This window comes from Mucilaginibacter sp. cycad4, assembly GCF_034263275.1.
GTDB lineage: Bacteria > Bacteroidota > Bacteroidia > Sphingobacteriales > Sphingobacteriaceae > Mucilaginibacter.
This window is the reverse complement of record NZ_CP139559.1, coordinates 2,978,433-3,000,507: the sequence shown is the minus strand read 5'-3', so window position 1 is coordinate 3,000,507 and position 22,075 is coordinate 2,978,433. Positions and strand designations below refer to the sequence as shown.

At 43.5% G+C, this 22,075-nt stretch carries 18 protein-coding genes; 9 read left to right on the top strand and 9 right to left on the bottom strand.

The window, feature by feature from the left end:
• Positions 1 to 64 precede the first annotated feature (64 nt).
• Positions 65 to 2,344: a GH92 family glycosyl hydrolase gene (locus SNE26_RS11995; RefSeq protein ID WP_321559599.1), complete on the top strand. Its 2,280-nt coding sequence runs from the start codon at positions 65 to 67 to the stop codon at positions 2,342 to 2,344.
• A gap of 295 nt (positions 2,345 to 2,639) precedes the next feature.
• On the opposite strand, the gene SNE26_RS11990 is transcribed toward SNE26_RS11995, so the two are convergent.
• A complete protein-coding gene (locus SNE26_RS11990) occupies positions 2,640 to 3,254 on the bottom strand; it encodes a trimeric intracellular cation channel family protein (protein WP_321559598.1) in 615 nt (204 codons plus the stop codon).
• A gap of 64 nt (positions 3,255 to 3,318) precedes the next feature.
• Positions 3,319 to 4,542, bottom strand: coding sequence for a dicarboxylate/amino acid:cation symporter (locus SNE26_RS11985; RefSeq protein ID WP_321559597.1), 1,224 nt, complete (start codon positions 4,540 to 4,542; stop codon positions 3,319 to 3,321).
• Between the two features lie 170 nt (positions 4,543 to 4,712).
• Between SNE26_RS11985 and SNE26_RS11980 the strand changes: the two genes are divergently transcribed.
• Positions 4,713 to 5,288, top strand: coding sequence for an HD domain-containing protein (locus SNE26_RS11980; protein WP_321559596.1), 576 nt, complete (start codon positions 4,713 to 4,715; stop codon positions 5,286 to 5,288).
• A 12-nt stretch (positions 5,289 to 5,300) separates the two neighbouring features.
• Positions 5,301 to 6,179, top strand: coding sequence for a YitT family protein (locus SNE26_RS11975; protein ID WP_321559595.1), 879 nt, complete (start codon positions 5,301 to 5,303; stop codon positions 6,177 to 6,179).
• 334 nt (positions 6,180 to 6,513) lie between these two features.
• Here SNE26_RS11975 and SNE26_RS11970 read toward each other — a convergent pair whose 3' ends face one another.
• From SNE26_RS11970 to SNE26_RS11960, 3 genes are all read right to left on the bottom strand, one after another.
• Entirely contained in the window at positions 6,514 to 7,557 is a 1,044-nt protein-coding gene (locus SNE26_RS11970; protein WP_321559594.1) for a response regulator, read from the bottom strand.
• Entirely contained in the window at positions 7,557 to 7,934 is a 378-nt protein-coding gene (locus SNE26_RS11965) for a response regulator (protein ID WP_321559593.1), read from the bottom strand. The genes SNE26_RS11970 and SNE26_RS11965 overlap by 1 nt, the downstream gene beginning before the upstream one ends.
• Positions 7,935 to 8,002: 68 nt before the next feature.
• The gene (locus SNE26_RS11960; RefSeq protein ID WP_321559592.1) at positions 8,003 to 9,388 is read right to left on the bottom strand and encodes an ATP-binding protein; all 1,386 of its coding nucleotides are present in this window, start codon (positions 9,386 to 9,388) and stop codon (positions 8,003 to 8,005) included.
• Positions 9,389 to 9,599: 211 nt separating this feature from the next.
• On the opposite strand from SNE26_RS11960, the gene SNE26_RS11955 reads away from it, so the two are divergent.
• On the top strand, positions 9,600 to 11,264 hold the full coding sequence (locus SNE26_RS11955; RefSeq protein ID WP_321559591.1) for an ABC transporter ATP-binding protein: 1,665 nt from the start codon (positions 9,600 to 9,602) through the stop codon (positions 11,262 to 11,264).
• Positions 11,257 to 12,315, top strand: coding sequence for a glycosyltransferase (locus tag SNE26_RS11950; RefSeq protein WP_321559590.1), 1,059 nt, complete (start codon positions 11,257 to 11,259; stop codon positions 12,313 to 12,315). The genes SNE26_RS11955 and SNE26_RS11950 overlap by 8 nt, the downstream gene beginning before the upstream one ends.
• A gap of 37 nt (positions 12,316 to 12,352) precedes the next feature.
• Here the strand turns inward: SNE26_RS11950 and SNE26_RS11945 are convergent, their stop codons facing one another.
• The 3 genes from SNE26_RS11945 to SNE26_RS11935 all read right to left on the bottom strand — a co-directional run bounded on the left by SNE26_RS11945 (position 12,353) and on the right by SNE26_RS11935 (position 15,502).
• The gene (locus SNE26_RS11945; protein WP_321559589.1) at positions 12,353 to 13,453 is read right to left on the bottom strand and encodes a glycosyltransferase family 4 protein; all 1,101 of its coding nucleotides are present in this window, start codon (positions 13,451 to 13,453) and stop codon (positions 12,353 to 12,355) included.
• 152 nt (positions 13,454 to 13,605) lie between these two features.
• Positions 13,606 to 14,766, bottom strand: a complete 1,161-nt coding sequence (locus tag SNE26_RS11940; RefSeq protein WP_321559588.1) for an amidohydrolase family protein — start codon at positions 14,764 to 14,766, stop codon at positions 13,606 to 13,608.
• A complete protein-coding gene (locus tag SNE26_RS11935) occupies positions 14,750 to 15,502 on the bottom strand; it encodes a methyltransferase domain-containing protein (protein WP_321559587.1) in 753 nt (250 codons plus the stop codon). Before SNE26_RS11935 ends, SNE26_RS11940 begins: the two co-directional genes overlap by 17 nt.
• A gap of 461 nt (positions 15,503 to 15,963) precedes the next feature.
• Between SNE26_RS11935 and SNE26_RS11930 the strand changes: the two genes are divergently transcribed.
• The 4 genes from SNE26_RS11930 to SNE26_RS11915 all read left to right on the top strand — a co-directional run bounded on the left by SNE26_RS11930 (position 15,964) and on the right by SNE26_RS11915 (position 20,987).
• Positions 15,964 to 17,466, top strand: a complete 1,503-nt coding sequence (locus SNE26_RS11930) for a B12-binding domain-containing radical SAM protein (protein ID WP_321559586.1) — start codon at positions 15,964 to 15,966, stop codon at positions 17,464 to 17,466.
• Positions 17,467 to 17,469: 3 nt separating this feature from the next.
• On the top strand, positions 17,470 to 18,522 hold the full coding sequence (locus SNE26_RS11925; protein ID WP_321559585.1) for a radical SAM protein: 1,053 nt from the start codon (positions 17,470 to 17,472) through the stop codon (positions 18,520 to 18,522).
• A gap of 165 nt (positions 18,523 to 18,687) precedes the next feature.
• Positions 18,688 to 20,151: a B12-binding domain-containing radical SAM protein gene (locus SNE26_RS11920; RefSeq protein WP_321559584.1), complete on the top strand. Its 1,464-nt coding sequence runs from the start codon at positions 18,688 to 18,690 to the stop codon at positions 20,149 to 20,151.
• Positions 20,148 to 20,987: a class I SAM-dependent methyltransferase gene (locus SNE26_RS11915; protein WP_321559583.1), complete on the top strand. Its 840-nt coding sequence runs from the start codon at positions 20,148 to 20,150 to the stop codon at positions 20,985 to 20,987. The genes SNE26_RS11920 and SNE26_RS11915 overlap by 4 nt, the downstream gene beginning before the upstream one ends.
• Before the next feature lie 98 nt (positions 20,988 to 21,085).
• Here the strand turns inward: SNE26_RS11915 and SNE26_RS11910 are convergent, their stop codons facing one another.
• A complete protein-coding gene (locus tag SNE26_RS11910) occupies positions 21,086 to 22,048 on the bottom strand; it encodes a nucleotidyltransferase domain-containing protein (RefSeq protein ID WP_321559582.1) in 963 nt (320 codons plus the stop codon).
• Positions 22,049 to 22,075 lie beyond the last annotated feature (27 nt).

The window sequence follows — 22,075 nt, the reverse complement described above, 5'->3', positions numbered from 1 at the left end:
ATCAAGCCAGTCTTTTATATTTACGGCTGGTAAAACGTTTCATCAAAAATCAAATATTTAAATAATGAAAAAAGCCCTGGTACTTATCACATCCGTGTTACTGGCCTCGGGTACTTTTGCTCAACAGGTTAATAAAGTTACCGATCCTGTTGAATACATCAATCCGTTGATGGGTACCGATTCGCACTACGACCTTTCGAATGGTAACACTTATCCCGCTATTGCCCTTCCCTGGGGTATGAACTTCTGGACACCACAAACCGGTGTTATGGGTGATGGGTGGGCATATACTTATGATGCGCACAAGATCCGTGGATTTAAACAAACCCACCAGCCTTCACCCTGGATGAACGACTACGGGCAGTTTACCATTATGCCGGTTACCAGGCACGCAGCAGTATCACAAAATAAGAGAGCGAGCTGGTTTTCACACAAGGCCGAAACTGCCAAACCATACTATTACAGTGTATACCTGGCCGATCATGATGTAACTACCGAAATTACGCCAACAGAGCGTTCGGCCCAGTTCAGGTTTACCTATCCTAAAACTGATAGCTCATTTGTTGTAATTGATGCGCTGAACAAAGGCTCGTATGTCAAGATTATGCCCGATCAGAAGAAGATCGTAGGCTACTCAACCAAATACGCGCGTGGACCGCTTAAAAACTTCAAAAACTACTTTGTTATTTATGTAGATAAACCGATTACGTATGCGCATACTTTCAGCGATACTACCCAGGCCGACGGCCTGGAGCTGAAAGCTGAGCATGCAAGTGCTCTGATAGGTTTTAAAACTGTGCAGGGCGAAAAAGTTCATTTGCGCGTAGCATCGTCATTCATCAGCATTGAACAGGCTGAACTTAACCTGGAGCGTGAGCAGGGTAAAGACAGCTTTGATGTAACTTGCCAAAAAGCCAAAGCAGTTTGGAACAAAACCCTTAACCACTTACAGGTTGAAGGTGGCTCTGTCGACCAGATGCGTACCTTTTACTCATGCTTTTACCGCATGGTGTTCTTCCCGAACAAATTGTATGAGATAGACAAGGACAACAAGATCGTGCACTACAGCGCATCAACAGGTAAAGTGTTCCCGGGTTATAAGTTTGCCGGTACCGGCTTTTGGGATACCTTCAGGGCTTTATACCCGTTCCTGAACTTGGTTTATCCATCTATCAATAAAGAAATGCAGGAAGGGTTAATCAACGACTATAAAGAAGGTGGCTGGTTGCCTGAATGGTCAAGCCCGGGTTATTCGGCGGTAATGATCGGTAATAATTCGGCATCTGTTGTTTCTGAGGCTTATTTAAAAGGTCTGCGCGGGTATGATATCAGTACTTTGTGGGAGGCATTAGTACACGGCGCAAATAATGCCGGTCCGCAGGCTACAGGAAGGCAGGGAGTAGAGTACTATAACAAATTAGGTTATGTGCCTTATGACGTTAAGATTAATGAAAATGCAGCCCGTACTTTAGAGTATGCTTATGATGATTTTGCTATTTACAAATTAGGTAAGGCGCTGGGCAAACCCGAATCAGAAATTGGCATTTATAAAAAGCGTGCCATGAACTATAAAAACCTGTTCGACCCTGAAACCAAATTGATGCGCGGTAAAAACCAGGATGGTACGTTTGAAAAACCATTCAGTCCGTTTAAATGGGGGGATGCTTTTACAGAGGGTAACAGCTGGCATTACAGCTGGAGCGTTTTCCAGGATATGCAGGGACTGATTGATTTGATGGGCGGCAGGCAAAAATTCATTGCCAAATTAGATTCGGTATTTACCATGCCGCCGGTATTTGATGATAGTTATTATGGCGAAACCATCCATGAGATCCGCGAAATGCAGATTATGAACATGGGGCAGTACGCACATGGCAACCAGCCTATTCAGCACATGATTTACCTGTATAACTACGCAGGTGAGCCATGGAAAACCCAGTTTCACGTGCGGGATGCGATGAGCAAGCTGTATAAAGCTACACCTGATGGTTACTGCGGCGATGAGGACAATGGTCAAACATCAGCCTGGTATGTGTTCTCGGCTATGGGTTTTTACCCGGTAACCCCGGCCAGCGATCAGTATGTGTTAGGCACGCCGCTGTTCAGGAAAATTACTTTGAACCTGGAGAATGGTAAAAAGGTAGTAATTAACGCTGCCAATAACAGCCTGGCTAATAGATACATCAATACCTTAACTGTTAACGGTAAATCATATGATTATACCTGGTTAAGCCACTCTGAACTAAAAAAAGGTGCGGTGCTTAACTTTAACATGGCGCCACAGCCTAATAAAACGAGAGGTGTGAAAGTGAGCGATGTTCCGTATTCGTTGAGCACCGAATAGCCTCCTAACCCCCTAAAGGGGCAACAATGGTGTGGATAAAATATAAAATGGGTCATGCTGAACTTGTTTCAGCACCTCACATGCTGGGTGTAAACCATGCATGCAGGCTTAGCAAGTGGGATCCCGAAATAAATTCGGGATGACGTTTGGATACAAAATGGCAAAAGCGAGGTAAAACCTCGCTTTTTCTATTTTAAAAAAATCACTGCCGCGGGCTTTCAGCCCGTGGTGAGCCATGATGTCAGCTTTCAGCTGACGTAAAGCAAAATCCGAAATCGAAAATCCCAAATCAGGCCTAATGCCATTCTTCCCGGTACACAAACTTGGGCATTTGCCAGTTGTATCTGATAGAGAGCAGACGCAAGGCCAGGCCAATAGCACAAGCTATTACAATGGATACCCCGGAGGGGGCACCTAAATGTTCAATCCCCAGATAAAACGCTCCGGTAACAATGGATGCACTGGCATAAACTTCTTTGCGGAACAATAGGGGGACCTCATTACATAATACATCGCGCAGTACGCCGCCGGCACAGCCGGTAATCATGCCGCTTAGCAAAATGATGATAATGGGCAGGCTGATCTGTTCAGCTATCTGACAGCCTATGATGGTAAATACCACCAGGCCCAAAGCATCCAGGTACAGGAACAGCGTTTTCATTTTGGTCATGAGGCGGGCAATAATGGCGGCCAATATCGCTGCTACTGCAGTGATTACTAAATATTCGGGGTGTTCAACCCAGCTCATTGGGTAATGATTAAACAATATATTGCGAACGGTGCCGCCGCCTAATGCTGTAACCCAGGCTATGATACAAACACCAACCCAGTCCATATCCCGCCGCCCGGCTGATAATGCAGCTGTCATTGCTTCGGCAATAATGGCTATAATGTAAAGAATGTGAAGCATACAGGTAGTGTTAAAGGTTTAAGGCAATTTATAAACAATAATTGAAACATCTACAGTTCCCCCTTTAGGGGTTAGGGGGCTTCATCCAGTCCTTTCCTTCGGTAAACCGGGCCACCAGCATGGCGGCAGCCGTATCGCCGGTTGCATTCAACAATGTAGCCATCGGGTCAACCAGCGTACCGATGATAATGGCAGGGGGGAGCGCTTCGGGCGGAAAACCATATGCCGAAATAAAAAGCAGCTCTCCAATGTAACCACCGTTAGGTATACCTCCTTCAACAAGGCTTACCAAAACTGTCATGACAAGGGCTATGATAATAGTTTCGGCGTTGTCAAAGCTTTTACCAAACAGCGCAAATACCACAGCCATTTTTACTATAGATGAAATGCTTGAACCATCTTTATGCAAAGTGCCACCCAGCGGGATAGTAATATTAGCAATAGCATCAGAGATTCCCATCTTTTTTGCGGCATCCAAATTTGCCGGTATGGTAGCAATGCTGCTACAGGTACCTACGGCCGTAGCCGATGGTATAATATTATTTTTCCAGTATCGCTTAAACGCGCTTACACCACCGGCAATAAAGGCATATAAGCTAAATATTGCCAGGTAATAAAAAGCGCCTACGCCATAATATAAGGCCATGGAACGCGCATAACCTCCAAACAACTGCGGACCGAACACCCCAACCTGGTAGGCAAAATAAGCGCCCAGACCAATAGGGCCAATTTTCATAATAAGGCTAAAAATATTCTTGAACACCTCGTTGCCGCTATGCAGAAAGCCGGCAAACGCTTTACCTTTTTCGCCTGCATGCAGGGTAGCAAAGCCGGTGATCACCGCAAAAATGATCATGGCCAGCATGCTTTTGCGGGATAGCAATTGATAAAATTCGCTGGTGGTAAAAAGGCTTGTTAGCTGATCGCCGAAGGGTTTTTTAGTGATGGCTTCGGTGATAGGGCTGGCTACCAGGTGCTGATGAATAGGGAAGATCCAGATGGCAATAATGGTAACTATAGCAGCTACTATCACAGTTGATACAAACACCAATGATGTTACGCCTAAGAGTTTTCCAAGCCTTTGTGAGCTGTCCAGCGCAGCAATAGCTGATGCTATAGCAAAGAAAACCAGCGGCACAACGGCAGTGAACAGCAGGTTCAGGAAAATATCACCAATGGGTTTGATCACCCCCACTTTATCGCCCAAAACAGCCCCGGCAATGCTGCCAATGATGATACCTGTTATTAGTAGAATGATGCCTTTATAGTTTTTAAACCAGCTGTTCATTGTGCTAAGATAATTGTTAGGTTTTGCTTTTACTGTAGAGAGGTATAATTGCTTCTCCAAATATTTATTTCGATTATGCAATTTTGACCTGCATAAGGGATACGCAATTATGCGTCCCATATATTCGCATCCTTCTTAAATTAATATATTAGCGCCATTATAAATACTGAATGCAAGTAGAACAAGCCGGGGCCTTCATCCTCGACAAAATAAAAAAGGAACTTCCTGAACATTTTCATTACCACAATGCCGATCACGCCCTTGATGTTTATACCGCCGCAAAGCAAATTGCTGCAGGCGAGGGAGTGAGCGGGCACGAATTAAAGCTACTGCTCACCGCTGCTTACTATCATGATTCAGGTTTTTTGTTCGGGCAGGCCAATCATGAGGCAGGTTCCTGCAAAAATGCCCGGGAGTACCTGCCGGCTTTTGGTTATACCAGCGATGAAATTGGACAGGTTTGCGATATTATTATGGCAACCAAAATGCCGCAAAACCCTCACAATCATTTGGGCCGGATAATTTGTGATGCCGATTTGGATTATTTGGGCCGAAATGATTTTTTTATCCTCAGTAAAAGGTTATTTTCGGAACTTGTAATTACAGATCACCTTGAATCGGAATTGGAGTGGGACAGGCAGCAGGTGAAGTTTCTGCAAAGCCATCATTATTTCACCCAAACCTCGCTTAGGCTCAGGGCTGAAGGTAAAAATGAGCATTTGAAAATTATCACAACAAAAATTTAAATACTGCTATTAATGACACAACCGGGTTTAAAAATTGAAGAAATTTTAAAAGACGTAGTAACAGTAATTATCGGCATTTTATTCTGCGGGTTCGCGCTTAAAGGTTTTTTGGTACCTAACAGTTTCTTTGATGGCGGGGTAACGGGCATCTCTTTGCTTATTCATGAGCTTTATCATTTTAATATAGCCTATGTAATTATTATTGCGAACATACCTTTTATTATCATGGGGATGTTCCAGGTTAATAAATCATTTGCGCTAAAAACGCTTGCCTGTGTAATTGGACTTGGCCTGTGCCTGCAATTTATAGAATATCCGGTTATAACTCAGGATAAACTGTTGGTGTCTATTTTTGGTGGCGTGTTTATGGGCCTGGGGGTAGGCTTATCAATTCGCGGAGGTTGTGCTTTAGATGGTATCGAGATTTTAGCTTTATACACTTTGAAGCGCAGTAGTTTCACCATTAGCGAGATTATTTTAGGTATCAATATCATCATCTTTCTTATTGCGGCAGTTGAGCTGGGTTTACAAACAGCATTATATTCTATTTTAACTTATTACACTGCATCAAGAACAATAACATTTGTGATAGATGGCCTTGAAGAGTACACCGCAGTAAATATCATCTCGGGCCAAAGTGAGATCATTAAGGAAAAACTGGTTATGGAACTTGGTCGTGGTATTACCATTTACAAAGGCGAACGCGGTTTCATGAAAGAAAGCTTTGATGTTCATCAGCCGGTAGATATCATCTTCACCGTGATCACCCGTCTTGAAGTGCGCCGATTAAAAAATCTGGTGCACAGTATCGATCCCAAAGCTTTTATTTTTACCAATAGTATTAAAGAAGCTGCCGGCGGTGTGTTAAAGAAAAAGGTAAGGGATCATTAATTGGAAGTTCTAAGTATTTAGTTGCAAGTCATAAGTCGTTTACCGCGAAAAACAGCGATGCCATCCTTTTGGGATGGCATCGCTGTTATATAACAAAACTACTTCGGGTTTAGCGGAGCATAACCCGGAGTGGGCATTACTTAAGCTTCCAGCTTAAGTGCAAAAGATTAGAACACCAACAACGGCAGATTCTCGCCCTGTGTTTGTTATCTCTGCCATTGTTGGTGTTGTCACCAACAATTCTGCTTTGTTTGAGAAATCCGTTTTGCATACCATACCACATGTTGTTGGTGACAACACCAACAACGGCTCAAACTTTCGACTTAATACTAAACTAAGCCACTACCTCGTAAATCTCCACCGGATTAGCCTTATTCTTCAAACTTACCTCACCAATTTTATTGAGCGCGAAGGAGCCTTTAGCCTGTTCATATACATCGGCACTTACAATAATTTGGTTGGCTTGTGCCACGGTTTGGAGGCGCTGGGCCAGGTTTACAGCATCGCCAATAACCGTATAATCCAGGCGTTTTAAGGTAGCCGAACCAATATTGCCCGAAATCATTTCGCCCGAATTGATGCCGATAGAAACAGATGGTTTGAACGTTTTTTCACCGGCCTGGATCTCATCTGCCCCGTGCATTTTATCGCGCACGGCAAGGGCAGCGTCAATGGCGCGGTCAAGGTGGTATTCGCCACGGAAAACCGCCATTACGGCATCGCCCATAAATTTATCTATGTGGCCATTTTGAGCAATGATCTCCTGCACCATTACATCAAAGTACTTATTGATCATCCCTACAACGGTGTTGGCCGCAACATGCTCGGTAATAGCGGTAAAACCGCAAATGTCAATAAATAGTACGGTAGCTTCAATGGTTTCGTTACTCAGAAGACTGTTCTCAAACTCCTTGTGGGTCATGAAGTTAAGCACGTTCTCATCTACATACATGCGCAGGATGTTGTTTTCCTTAATGGCCTGCATGGTTTTTTTGAGCTCGATAACATGTTGAAGCGTTTTTTCAATAGTAATATCAAGGTCTTCAAAATTTACAGGTTTGCATACAAAATCAAACGCGCCGCGGTTCATAGCCGTGCGAATGTTATCCATATCGCTATAGGCTGATACCATCACCGCTTTTAATATCGGGTTGGCATCGGGTAGCTTGGTAAGCAGCGTGAGGCCATCCATCTCGGGCATATTGATATCGCTCAGCACTACGTCAATATCCGGATGGTCCTTTAGCTGGGTCAACGCTTCAAAACCATTTTGGGCAAACACAAATTCATATACGCCTTCCCGTATCTTTTTCCTGAATTTTTGCCTGATCAGTAATTCCAGGTCCTGTTCGTCATCTACTACCAGTATCTTGGCCATTATTGTTCTAAGTGTTTAAGTTTGTCTTTCAAATTGTTAAAATCAAGCGGTTTGGTTAAAAAGTCATTGGCTCCAAGCTCCATTGATTGTTTATAGTTTTCATCATCGCCGTATGCGGTGATCATCATCACTACCGGCGGTGGTTTTTCATAATGCTGCCTGATGTTGCGCAATAGTTCAAGCCCGCTCATACCCGGCATATTGATATCAGATAAAATTAGTATTACCTGCGAGTGATGGTCCTCCAAAAAATGAAGTGCCTCTTCACCTGATAGTGCGAAATTGAACTCTATTTCACCGCTTTTAATCTCTTTCCGGAAACGTTGTAAAAATAAGGGTTGTACATCTGCCTCATCATCAACAACAAGTATTTTCATAGCTTTTCAAAGTTAAACGTTTGTTAGGTTTTATTGGGGGTTAAACGCAAAATTACGGGCGTTTAACTTTAGGCAACATTGCCAACAGGTATACAGATCACAAAGCGGGCAAATTCGCCTTCGGCAGTTTCAACTTTAAGTTCACCACCATGCCCCTTGGTAATAATATCATAGCTCATGGAAAGCCCGAGGCCGGTTCCCTGACCGGTAGGTTTGGTAGTAAAAAAGGGTTGGTAAATTTTATCCAGAACTTTTTGAGGGATGCCCGTACCATTATCTTCCACCGTAATTTGCACCATATTGACACCTGATGCCGACCGAACCTTTTGGGTATTAACGGTTACTGTTGGCTCATAGCCCTCGCCCAAAACCCGTTTCTTTTCGGTAACCGAGTAAAACGAATTATTGAACAGGTTAAGCAGTACGCGGCCCAGGTCCTGCGGAATAGCTTCTATTTTACCCAGATCTGGATCAAAGCTGGTTTTCATGCCGGCATTAAATGATTTATCCTTAGCACGCAGGCCATGATAGCTTAGTCGCAGGTATTCATCGGCAAGGGCGTTGATATCTGTGGGCTCTTTTTTACCGGTTGTAGCCCGCGAATGTTGAAGCATCCCTTTAACAATGGCGTCGGCACGCTTGCCGTGCTGGTTTATTTTGCTCAGGTTTTGGGTGATGTCGTTAATGATATCGCCGGCATCTTCCTTTACTTCGTCGGGCAGTTTATCAAGCACTTCGTCCTTTAGTTCTTCAAGCAGTTCGATACTCACCTCGCTAAAGTTGTTTACAAAGTTCAGCGGGTTCTGGATCTCGTGGGCGATACCAGCGGTAAGCTCGCCCAGTGAAGCCATTTTTTCTGATTGGATCAGTTGCGCCTGGGTGCTTTTAAGTTCGGACAGCGCCTGCTGTAATTCTTCTGTTTGGCGAATAAGCTCAGCTGTGCGCTCACGAACCTCACTTTCAAGGTTTACCTTCATGGCGGCCATCATGCGGTTTTGTTCCTGCTCGGCAAAACGTTGTTTACGCTCATTTTCGAGGGCCTTAGTTTGTTTCCTGCTGATGAGCCAAAGTGAAAATGCCCAGATTAAGGAAAATACTACCAGGCTTTGTATGGTATTATCATGGTTATCATAAAAATTAGGGAACCATTTTTCCAACACATCCTGTATTAGCCCTGCGATAGCATAAGGGATCAAGGCAAAAGCAAGTTGCTTGCCGGATTTCAGATCATCGATATAATAAGGCGCCACTACAACACCCAAAAAATACAAGTGGGCAACAACAATAGCCAACTTGTGCGCATGATCAAAGCTTACATCAAATATGAAAATAGCAATGGCTATATAGTAACCAATGTTAAGGTATTTGTTCCATTTGGTTAGCAGGTCATCATTTTTCAAATGTCTCCTGTATTGGGTGATCACAAATACGGCAAGGAAAGGTTCTAAACTCATGAAGGTTGTTTTACATCTTTTATAAATGCGAAGCCGAAATTTAACAATTTTACACAGAATATTAAACTATACCCATAATTTATCAGGGCAACGTATTAAAATAACGGTTTCAGGTCTTGTATCTTCAAATTCACAAAGCAACCATTAAACCAAAAAAAACGTAATTTAAAATGAAGCCAGTGATGAACCTGGCTTTGTTATTAATATCCCCTTGAAGCAAATTTTAAAAGGTATTCTGCTTATCCTGAACCAACATGAAAAAGCAAGGCTTGTCAGGTTAATTATTGCCGATATTGTTATCGCCATGCTGGATGTTGCTTTTTTAGGCTTGCTGCTGTTAATGGTTAATTTTTATACGCAGCAGGGATTGGCGAACAATTATCATTTTTTACCGGCCGGCCTCGCGAATAAAAAATCATTGTGGCTTATTGGTATTTTCCTGGTGCTTTTTGCGATGAAAAACTGTATCGGTTTCTTTGCGCAAAATGCGCAGCAGCATTTCTTTTACAAGGTGGCGTCAAGGCTATCCGAACGTAATATCAGGAATTATCTTGATGCAGATTTTGATCAGTTTATTCACGTTGATTCATCTGTCCATACCCGGCGAATTAGCCAGCAGCCTATCGAGTTTGGCCATTACATACTCACCAATTTTCAGCAAATAGTATCTCAAACGGTATTGATCTTTTTTACTATTGGGGCTATTATGTTCTATCACCCAGCCTTGTTTGTTTTGCTGTTTGTGTTGCTGCTGCCGCCTGTCGCGGTTTTGGGCTGGTTCATCAAAACCAGGCTAAAATCCATCCGGGGGCAGATCAAAATCGTGAGCGAAAAAACGCTTCAGCATTTAAACGAATCCTTATCTGGTTATGTAGAAAGTAATATTTATCAAAAAAACGATTTCTTTAGTCGTCGGTTTTTTGGCTACCAACTACAGTTAAACCAAAATATAGCTTCACAGCAAACCTGGCAAAACCTGCCTTCACGTTTAATGGAAGTATTTGCCGTTCTGGGTTTTTTTATCCTCATCGCTGTAAATAAATTAATGGGCGATACTCCTGTGGTTAGTATCCTCACCATCGGTATTTTTGTGGCGGCCGCGTACAAAATCATCCCCGGTATTGTAAAGATCCTGAACAGCGGCGGGCAAATGAAAACCTATGAATTTATCCTGGCCGACCTGGTTGTTGAACAAAATGATGAACCCCGGGTTAATGAAGTTGTTGACGAACAGATTTGGTCATTGAAATTTGAAAAAGTAAGTTTCAGCTACCCGGACAAAACTGTTTTGGATCAGCTTTATTTTGAGATGACTCCTGGTGATATTATGGGTATTTCGGGGAACTCGGGCAGGGGGAAAACAACCATCATTAACCTGTTAACCGGTTTTTTAGAGCCGGAGAAGGGGGGCATTTATATCAACAATAAAATTGCTGCTACGCCAATGCGCCGGCTTTACCGTAAAAATATCTCCCTGGTTAAACAACAACCTTTTTTTATATATGATACCATCCTGAAAAACATAATGCTTGATGATAAAACTGCGGACGAGCAAAAGCTGATGAGTGTACTGGAGTTTTGCGGCCTAAATAAGCTGATTGCAGGGTACCCCGAAGGCACAGCTAAAGTTATTACCGAAAATGGTAAAAACATTAGCGGCGGTCAGCGCCAAAGGATCATGCTGGCCCGGGCGCTTTATCATAATCACGATCTGTTAATTTTAGATGAGCCGTTCAGTGAAATGGATGCAGATGCCGAAAATGAGCTTTTAACCAAATTGCAGCAACTGGCCCGGCAGGGAAAAATGATCATCCTGATCACCCATAACAAAGCCAGCCTGGCTATCTGTAATAAAGTGATCTCGCCCAATGGATAACCGTAAAAAAACATTGCTTATCCTAAGCCCCGGTTTTCCCGAAAATGAAGCCGATACTACCTGTTTACCGCCTCAGCAGGTTTTTGTACGGGCGTTAAAGGCCGAAAATCAGGAACTGAATATCATCGTGCTAAGTTTTCAATACCCTTTTTCTGCCGCGGAATATGATTGGCATGGTGTAAGGGTGGTCAGTTTTGGAGGAAGGGGCCGTGGTAAATTATTCAGGCTGAATACCTGGCTAAAAGTATGGCAAACTTTAGGGCATTTAAACAGACAATACCAAATAGTGGGCTTATTAAGCTTTTGGCTTGGCGAATGCGCTTTGGTTGGCCATTATTTCGCCCGGATAAAAAATATTAAGCACCGCTGCTGGATGCTTGGGCAGGATGCTAAAGCGGGGAACAAATATGCTAAGTGGATAAAGCCAAAAGGAGATGAGCTGATAGCGCTGTCGGATTTTATAGTACGGGAGTTCATCAAAAACTACCATGTGAAACCACTTAATATTATCCCGGTGGGGATTGATACCTCATTATTTGATGTTTTATCTGCCGAAAATGACATTGATATTTTAGGGGCGGGATCACTTATTCCCTTGAAACAGTTTCACCTGTTTATTGAAGCTGTTGCCATGCTGAAGCAATATTATCCGGATATAAAAACGGTAATATGCGGCGATGGCCCGGAAAAGGAAAAATTATTAGGCCAAATCAAAGCAAAGCAACTTGAAAGTAACATAACCCTTGCAGGCGAATTACAGCATCACGAAGTGCTTAAAATGATGCAGCGCTCAAGAGTGTTATTTCACCCTTCGGAATACGAAGGTTTCGGCGCTGTTTGCCTTGAAGCCCTGTATTCGGGAGCCGAAGTAGTAAGTTTTGTTAAGCCGATGGATGATGATATTACCAACTGGCATATTGTAAATAACATGGAAGAAGCCTGGCAAACTATCCGTTGTATTTTGGATAAACCAGATTGCGGGAAGAAAAATGTTTTGGCTTATGAGATCAGGGATAATGTGAGGAGGATGATGGAGGTTTTTGAGCAATAGATTTTATCCGAGACAGGTAATGGCGAGCAAGCAATATTTAAAGGCTTTGCACTATGCTCTCAATCCTCTCTGCAATAGCCTCAAATGATAAGTTTCGCTTATAATATTCGATGGATAATCTCCGTTTTTCTGCAATATCCATTTGTTTTGTTTGCATGAGAGCTTCAAGCAACGCAGCTTCATTTCCCGGTTTATACAATATACCACATTCCCCATTGTTAGTGATCATCCTGAACGAAAGGATATCTGTAACCAGCGGCACGCATCCGCATGACATAGCTTCGCAAATGGCGGTGCCGCTGCCTTCATAATGTGAGCCGGAGAGAATAAAATCAGCACTGTTGTACCAGTACAATAAATCGGCGTGCGGCACTTCGCCAATTAATTCAATCGCTTCTTTATTTGGAGACGAGTTTAACAATTGGTTGATCTTCGGCAGCAAATCTTCGGTATGATAGATCATAAAGAGTTTTGCCCCGGACGAACTTTTGGCGAATTTCAAAAAGGCTCTCACCACATTTAAAGGATCTTTATTTTCGTTTAAACGGCCTACCCATAAAAACACCGGGTTGCCTTTTGCGCCTGTTTTGGACTTGGCTTCCAGGCGGTCTATAGAGTAAAAAACAGAGGAAACTTCCATTACTTCATGTATTTTACCCGGCGATTTCAGGTTACCGGCGGCAATCCATTCCATACCCATATCATGCGATGCAAATAAGTTGGCATCAACCATCTGGTCGGCTGCCCGCTGAAGTAGTTTTTTTAAACCCGTGAAAGGCTTTTCTGCATGATTTTGTACAATGATCTTTACTTTGCGGCCAAGTATAAGGCGCAGCTGGATAACCTGCAGGGGGAAAAGCAAGCCATGAACTATTACCACATCGGGTTTCAGGCTTTTAATATACAAGTGCAAATCCCATGGAAAATATTTGAGCGCTGCTTTTGGGTATCTTCTGAAATGGTAATTAACGCCGTTTTGTGTTAGCTCACCTTCGTAATTGATTTGTTCAATGCTGATCGCCTCGTTGCTCTTAGCCAGGGCATCTAATATGCCGGTATACATGTTAATGCGCTTTAACCAGGCCTGTGGCTGATTAAACTCTTTGGTGTACACATAGCTGGCTAAAACGTATCTCATTTAAAAAACATCAATGGAGGCAAAAGCAAATGTCATTTTATTTAGCGGTATCCCGGCGTCCGGGTGTTTATGCAACCCCCAAATATGGCATGCACCACCGCTTAAATAAACCGCTTTGCGTTTCGATTTTGACCATATTTTTTTTGTGGCACTCATGCTGCAGGCAGGGCTGAATAGGGTATGGGGAAACCGGCATCCGGCTTGTATCGTTTTATTTCGGCTATCAAACCAGGGATATCGCCCATCACATATTTGAAATGATTGCCGGTAAAAACCTTGCTGTAATTTGGGGTAATGATACCGGTAAGCTGGTGATAAAGCGACTCATCAAACAGCAGGATCACGCCTTTATGCATCACCAGTAAAATATCATTTGGTGTTATATCATAAAAAGCCTGTAAACCAGCTTTGCCTTTTGTTTTAGCTATTACAATATCGGCATCAAATCCGCTGGTAATGCTGCCGGTATTCAGTTTCCAGGTTTGGGCAGGAGATGAAGTAAGAGAGCTATATAGTTCATCATCACTAAGCATTTGAGTTTTACGCGCAAGGCGAATGTGATGCCAGATGTCCCAATGCCCGGTAAGTGTGCTATCTGTGCCAAATAAAATGGTTGTTTTCGTTTTCAGCTCATCAATGGCCGCTGTTTTATTAAGCAGGAAATAGTTTGATTCGGGACACCAAAGCAGGGCTTCGAAATGTTTGGCCTGTTTAGCATCCATAGCTACTCCATGGATCCCGATGAGTTTACGCTTAAGGATATTCCATTTAATCAGCTCATTTATTTCGGCATGGGCGGTATCGTTTGTGCCCTCGCCTGTATGGATCACCGCCGGCTTATTTATTTTAAGCGGGTTATTGAGCCGTTTTTTCCAGTTTTTTTCAAACCGGACCGAGTGGATACTCTGGCAATTATCAAATATAGTGATGAGAGGATCATTTATGGTAGCTTTTTCGCCATGGTTTACTACTGTAGTAACGCCGCAAAGCAGGTTTTTATAAACACCCCAGCGTTCACGCAGGGCAATAGGGATTTTTAGCACAGATGCAATCTCACCGGCATAAACGCGGTGAATGTGTTTTCCCCATTCGGTGTAACTTTCATAGGTTTTATTGCCGAGCTGCGGAAAAAGATTAAAATCAAGATGGTCGTGCGAGTTGATCAGGCCGGGAAAGGCAATGGCATTCACAAAGGTCAGCTGTTCGCGGTCATCAGTATGTGAGGGGGAAACCTGTTGTATTTTACCCTCGCTTATACTTATGCTCACCACGGCATCGTTTCCCGGTATCATCACATTATTCAGTACCATCATTTCTCCTCAAGTGCAACCCGTAAATAATGGGGAAGCCTTTATACTTATCATAAACATGAATGGCGTTTTTATTGGCATAATAATGCTTCATGGTTTCATCTATTTTAATTTCTTCTTCGGCAACCAGCTTAAAGTTATTGTTCAGCAGCACATTTTTAATGGTATTTACAGGGTGCACATAGTTTTCTACAGCTATAAAGCTGCTGCCATGCTTAAATGTCCGCTTGCCGCCGTTTGCCAGTGTCTGCGGATGGAAATCGGTAATAATGATATCGCCGGTTGGTTTCAGGATCCGCATCCACGCCTGCAGGGCAACTTCAATATTTTTGATGTGTGCAACTGTAAGAGTTGAAACTATGGTGTCAAAACTCCCCGATGGCATGTCACTGAACAGGTCGTCGGTAATGCGGTAAATATTTGCCGATGGAAACTTTTGCTGTAAACGGGCCAGCATCCCGCCCGATGTGTCAAAGCCCGTTAACCGCCCCGGATTTAGCGCAAACATCTTTTCCCAATGCCTGCCGGTACCGCAGCCAATATCGGCCACATTTTTACCGGCGATGCTTGTACTGTTCACTAATCGCGGGAACAAGACCTCATCCAGGTCAAGCATGAGGTTGCCGGGCTGCTCATCATAGTTTTCGGCCCAGATGTCGTAGGCATCAACCGAATTTTTCTCCAGGATGTTAGGCGGGAAAAAGCACTGCCTGATATAATTTTTTACAGTTTGGATCACAGTTCCGGGGGTATTTAATTAAAACCTTATATCAGCAGATACGGCTGTTAAATAATAATGGTTGCCAGCCATTTTATTTATAAAGGCAGGCAACCTGTGTTTAAATGAGGGCGTATTCACTAATGTGAAAGCGATGTTGTAACGTTAAGTAAACGGTACTAAGTCGGAAGCCACAAGTCGGGGTTTTCTCTTTCTATACTTGAGAACTTATGACTTTGGACTAAAGAAAAGCGTTAATTTATCGATGACACGACAGTAGAGGTTCAGAGATAAATTGTTGTATGGGCAATCCCCCCGCATTTGTGATTGGGTATGGCATTGGGTATTATTTTGAATGTTTTTCTGCTTTGTGAGAAGGCGGCAGGCTATGTAAATAACAGGGGTGTATTACAGGCCGTATTAAACTGAAAAATAAACCCATTGCCGGGGGGATTAAAGACAAAAAGTATTAATACTAACAGATGAACAAAATATTATTATTCAATCCGCGCAGCGCCAATAACAAGTACCGCATACCGAATTCGATCTTGAATATAGCTGCATCGGTTGATGGGAAATATGACTGGGTTATTGTTGACGGCAACTGCGAGATTGACCCTATGGTGAAGATTGACAGTTATTTAAGCACCGGTGAATTTAGATACTTTGGATTTACAGTTATGCCTGGCCCGCAATTAAGGCAGGCTATTACAGCCGCTAAAACTATCAAACAGAAATATCCTGATACCAAAATGATCTGGGGCGGATATTTTCCCTCAAATCAGCCCAATGCGGTTTTATATTCGGGTTATGTTGATTTTATTATCAATGGCCCCGGCGATCATGCTTTCCCCGCCCTGATAGATGCCCTGGAGAAAAATGAACCATATGAGTTTATCCGCAACCTGATCTATAAAGCAACCGACGGCAAGATCATCAAAACTGCAAAGGAAGACCTTTTAGACCAGGATAGCCTGCCGCCCTTGCCATATGATAAGCTGAATACTTTTTACCCCATCACCAAATTTTTAGGCAAAACCTACCTGGGCGAAAAAACGATGGCTTACCATTCCAGTATCGGTTGCCCTTTTACCTGCTCCTTTTGTGCTGTAGTCCCCATTTATGAGGCAAGGTGGAAGGCGAAATCGGCCCAGAATGTCTACAAGGATGTAAAGTATATTAAAGACAAATGGGGTGCCGATGCTATAGAATTTCATGATAACAACTTTTTTGTATCAGAAAAGCGTGCCGTTGAATTTGCCCGTTTAATAAAGCCCGAAAACATGACCTGGTGGGGCATGGCCCGCATCGATACCATGTCGAAATTTAAAGATTCATCCCTGGCCGCAATCCGCGAATCAGGATGTAAGATCATCTTTTTCGGTGCTGAAAGCGGGAATAACGCCATTTTGGAACAGATGGATAAAGGGGGCACCCAAACCGGCGACCAGATCATTGAATTTGCCGAACGCCTGAAAAAGTTTGACATCATACCCGAATATTCCTTTGTATTAGGCACTCCGGCGCCAACCCAGGAGCAGGTACAGTCGCAAATTGATTTTGAGATAGATTTTATAAAAAAGGTAAAGGCTGTTAACCCCAAAACCGAGATCGTAATTTATACCTACAGCCCTGTACCTACAGAAGGGTCGGAATTGTTTAAACAGGTAATGAAAAGCGGCTTCCGTTTTCCCGAAACACTGGAGGACTGGATCAGTCCGGCATGGGAAGCCTTTGATCTTCGGAAAAATCCGCTCACGCCATGGCTTACGCCGGAGATGATTGATAAGATCAGGAATTTTGAAACGGTGCTGAACGGGGTATATCCAACGGTAACGGATATCAGGCTCAATATGATTAAACGCATGGCCATTAAACTGGTAGCAACCATGCGCTATAAGGCGAGCATGTACCATTATCCTTATGAAATAAAGCTGCTGCAAAAGGTTTGGCGCTACAGGCAGCCCGAAATACAGGGATTTTAATTTATGCAGATGACAGGCCAATCGTTATATCATACCTTTCAGCGTTTCCGCACACTGCAAACGCACCGCATTGCTGCGCTGCCCATAGTGATTTTGATGCCGCACAGTGCCTGCAATTGCCGTTGCGTAATGTGTGATATCTGGAAGGATAACAAAAACCTGAAGCAGCTTACCGAAGCAGATGTAACTCATTTATTAGGTGCTTTACGAAAATTCGGTACCAAACAGGTGTTAATGTCGGGCGGGGAGGCGTTGCTGAATACCAATTTTTTCAGGCTTTGCGAGATTTTGCGCGCTGAAAAGATCAAAGTTACGCTGCTGTCGACCGGCTTGTCTATCAGGAAAAACGCATTCAATATTTTAAAATGGGTTGATGACCTCATTGTTTCTTTAGATGGCGATGAGCTTTTGCATGATGCTATCCGGAATGTGCCCGGCGCATTCAATAAGCTGCGGGAAGGGGTGAAATTCATTAAATCTATCGAACCAAAATACCGCATCACAGCCCGTACGGTGATCCACCGGTTAAATTACAGGAATTGGCTGGCTATTATTGAAGCGGCAAGGCAAATGGGGATAGACCAGGTAAGTTTTTTACCGGCCGACGTTAGCAGCCATGCCTTTAACCGCCAAACAGCATGGGCCGAGCCGCGACAGCATGAGATACTGCCGACTGAAAATGAACTTGCTGAATTTCAGGAAACAGTAAGTCGGGTTCTTGCCAAAAAAAATGATTTTGCCGCCAGGTTTATCGCCGAATCGCCGGCTAAGATCCAGGATATTTATGGGTATTATGCTGCCTTCTACGGGCATAATGCATTCCCGTTTAAAAAGTGCAATGCGCCATGGGTATCGGCGGTAATTGAGGCTGATGGTGCGGTACGTCCCTGTTTTTTTCATGAGGCGATAGGCAACATCAGGGATAATGCATTGGATGATATTTTGAACAGCAAAGAAGCGATCAATTTTCGCAAAACACTGGATATGGCTAATGACCCTACCTGTGTTAAATGTGTGTGCTCGCTTAATTTATCGCCGCTGGCGAGGTTGGATTGATAAAATAGAAATAATAAAAGCGCTGGATTGTGCGATTCCCTCCCTTAGGAGGGTGTAGGGAGGGGTTTCATCTACAAGCTTAACCGTTTTGAAAAGGCGGATAGACCCCTCCCTGCCACATCACAACCCTGCACACCCCTCCCCAGGGAGGGAATAGAAATAACAATGAACAATATACTGTTTACACATTCTTACTTTTTACGGTTCGATCCAAAGCAATGGGGTATAGGGCAACCTTATGCGCCGCTGGGCACTATATATGCAGCTGCTTTAATGCGCGAACATGGCTATGATGTAAGCTTGTTTGATACCATGTTTGTGAGCAATCCGGATGAAGTGATAGCTGCCATTGAGTTAAATAAGCCCGATTTTTTTGTGGTTTATGATGATGGGTTCAACTACCTGACCAAAATGTGCCTCACCAATATGCGCGAAGCTGCATTTAAAATGTGCAAGCTGGCTAAGGAACGTGGCTGTACGGTTATCGTTTCCAGCTCAGACTCAACCGACCGGTATGCAGCGTACCTTGCCGAAGGAGCCGATTTTGTGATATTGGGTGAAGCAGAACAAACACTGGCGCAACTTACCGAACATATCCGAAATGGTAATACTGATCATTTTGAGATAAAAGGATTGGCCTATATGAACGGCAACGAGATTATTAAAACGCCCGGCCGTGCGGTAATGAAGGAACTGGATAGTTTGCCCATGCCAGCCTGGGATTTGGTGAATATGAATACCTACCGCGATATGTGGATGAAGAATGCAGGCTATTTTTCAATTAATGTGGTAACCACCCGCGGCTGTCCGTTCAAGTGTAACTGGTGCGCCAAGCCTATTTATGGCAACCGGTATAACTCCCATAGCCCGCAGTATATTGTTAATGAGCTTAAAATGCTTAAGGAGCGGTACCAGATGGACCATATCTGGTTTTGCGATGATATTTTTGGATTGAAACCCGGCTGGGTACAGGAATTTGCCAACCTGCTGGCACAGGAGGGAATTAAGGTCCGCTTCAAGATCCAGTCGCGGGCCGATTTGTTGGCCGAAGAAGAAGCCGTAGCAGCCCTGGCCGCTGCCGGTTGTGAAAACGTATGGATAGGGGCCGAAAGCGGATCGCAGAAGGTACTGGACGCCATGGACAAAGGTATCACTATCGATCAGATCCATACGGCTACACACCTCATGAAAGCGCATGGCATTAAGCCATCGTTCTTTATCCAGTTTGGCTACCCCGAAGAAACGCGTGATGATATTACGCTTACTATAAATATGATTAACCGGTTGCTGCCGTTTGAGATAGGTATTTCGGTATCGTATCCGCTGCCGGGTACCGGTTTTTACGAGCGCGTTAAAACCGAGCTGAAAAAGAAAACCAACTGGACTGACTCCGACGAAATGGCACTGATGTTTAAAAACACCTATCCGCCTTTTTACTACAAGCAATTGCACAAATATGTGCACCGCAACTATCACAAGCACCTGGCTAAAAACAGCTTCCAAAAACTGCTTAAAGATCCATTCGGGAGTTCGGTAAACAGTATCAGGAAAGCATTATCGGTGTTTTATTACGCGCCGCTCACCTATTTTGAAAAGTTGAAGCTGGAGAAATTTGAAAAGGCCATATGAACGCGGGGGCATCACATATAAACGAACAATTTGCCGAGGCGGCGTTCAGCAACCAGTCGGTGATCTTTGATGAACTTTATTCTGCCGACACCATTATCGGCTATAAACGTAAACGCGTACGCGATCATATCCTTCAATATTTAAAGCCCGGTGGTAGCATTCTGGAATTGAACAGCGGTACCGGTGAAGACGCCCTGTTTTTTGCACAAAAAGGATTTAAAGTGCATGCTACCGATATTTCAAAAGGGATGCAGCAGCAACTGCGTGAAAAGGTGGTAAAGCACAGTATGCAACATATAGTAAGTAATGAGCTGTGTTCATATACACAACTTGAGCAATTGAAAAACAGAGGGCCTTATGACCTGATCTTTTCCAATTTCGCAGGCCTCAACTGTACCGGCGAACTGGATAAGGTATTGAACTCATTTGCGGGGTTGCTTAACCCTGGCGGTATGGTAACTCTGGTGGTGCTGCCAAAATTTTGCCTTTGGGAAACATTGCTGGTATTTAAAGGGAAATTTAAAACTGCTTTTCGCAGATTTTTTAGCAGTAGAGGCCGCAGGGCCCATGTTGAGGGAGTGTACTTTGATTGCTTTTATTACAATCCATCATACATTAAAAAACGTTTAAATCCTGGTTTTGAAGTATTGAGTGTTGAGGGATTGTGTACCATAGTGCCGCCCTCATACATAGAGGGCTTTGCCGAAAAATATCCCCGTACTTACAAAGTATTGACCGGTTGGGAAGATAAGCTGAAAAGCACCTGGCCGTTTAAGTATATAGGGGATTATTATATTATTTCGTTGAGGAAAAGGTATCTAAAAACGTCATCCTAAACTTGTTTCAGGATCCCATAAGACAGGTATCACATGCTGGGTTTAGACTTAGCCTGTGGGGTGCCGAAATAAATTCGGCATGACGATTAGAAATAACCTCACTGCGCCACCCGGTCTTCCGATTCCTGGAGCAAATTCGCAACCTTATTCAGATACCTTTCTATCAGCTTAACCTGGAAATTTTCTGGAGCCGGCTTGGCGAAATGTTTGCTTGTGGCCATACTCATTATCGCCCCTCGCATGTTCAGCCTTTTCATTGCTGTTTTCTTGTTCCATCGGCCGGCAGTGATCCTCATCAGTGTATTATCCAGCCAGTTGCCGAACAGGTTGTTGAACAGCTTTTCTATCAGGGCTTTATACCATGGTTTTTTTAATGGTTTGGCCGTGGCCAGGCGCATGCATTTATTAGGCAGGAAATCGTGCATCCAGGCATTGGTCTTAAAAAAACTCTCAAAGGTAGTATCTCCCTCCAATGGGATAATAGTTGCCACTTCAATTGCCGTATAAATGTTTTTTTCAACTATCTGCAACCGGGCCTCGTCAATATAATAGTTCATGCAGTAGTTGTGTTGTTTACCAACCAAAAAGGTGAGCTTTTTGAATATATGCATAAACGTACGTGCAAGCCAGAGCCTGTTACGTTCGGTAATGATGAAAAAATCAATATCTGAATTGTCATCGGCGAAGTTTTTGGACAAAGAACCCGAAATGCCAATGCCGCGCACGTAAGGAAACCGGCTCAGGAAGGCACCCACCTCTTTAGCTTTATTGATCAGCCCGGTAGCTTTTTTGTTTCCTTTATTACGCCTCACCGCTATCATATAATCGTTTTTGAGCGAATAAAACCTGTCGAAATGGAACACCAATTTATTGGCGATAAGTTGATCAAGCGCTTCGGTGAAATCGTGCTGGCCATACTTGTTTTCCAAAAACAGGAATATTTCGCCGTAGGTTAACGGGTAGTCCCACATGTCAAAATAGGCAAGGGTAGCTAAAATATTATTCCGGGTATTTAACAATCGTTTATTGTTTTGTTCAACTAAGATGACTGTACTTTTCACGTCTTTGTATATATAATGATGACGTAC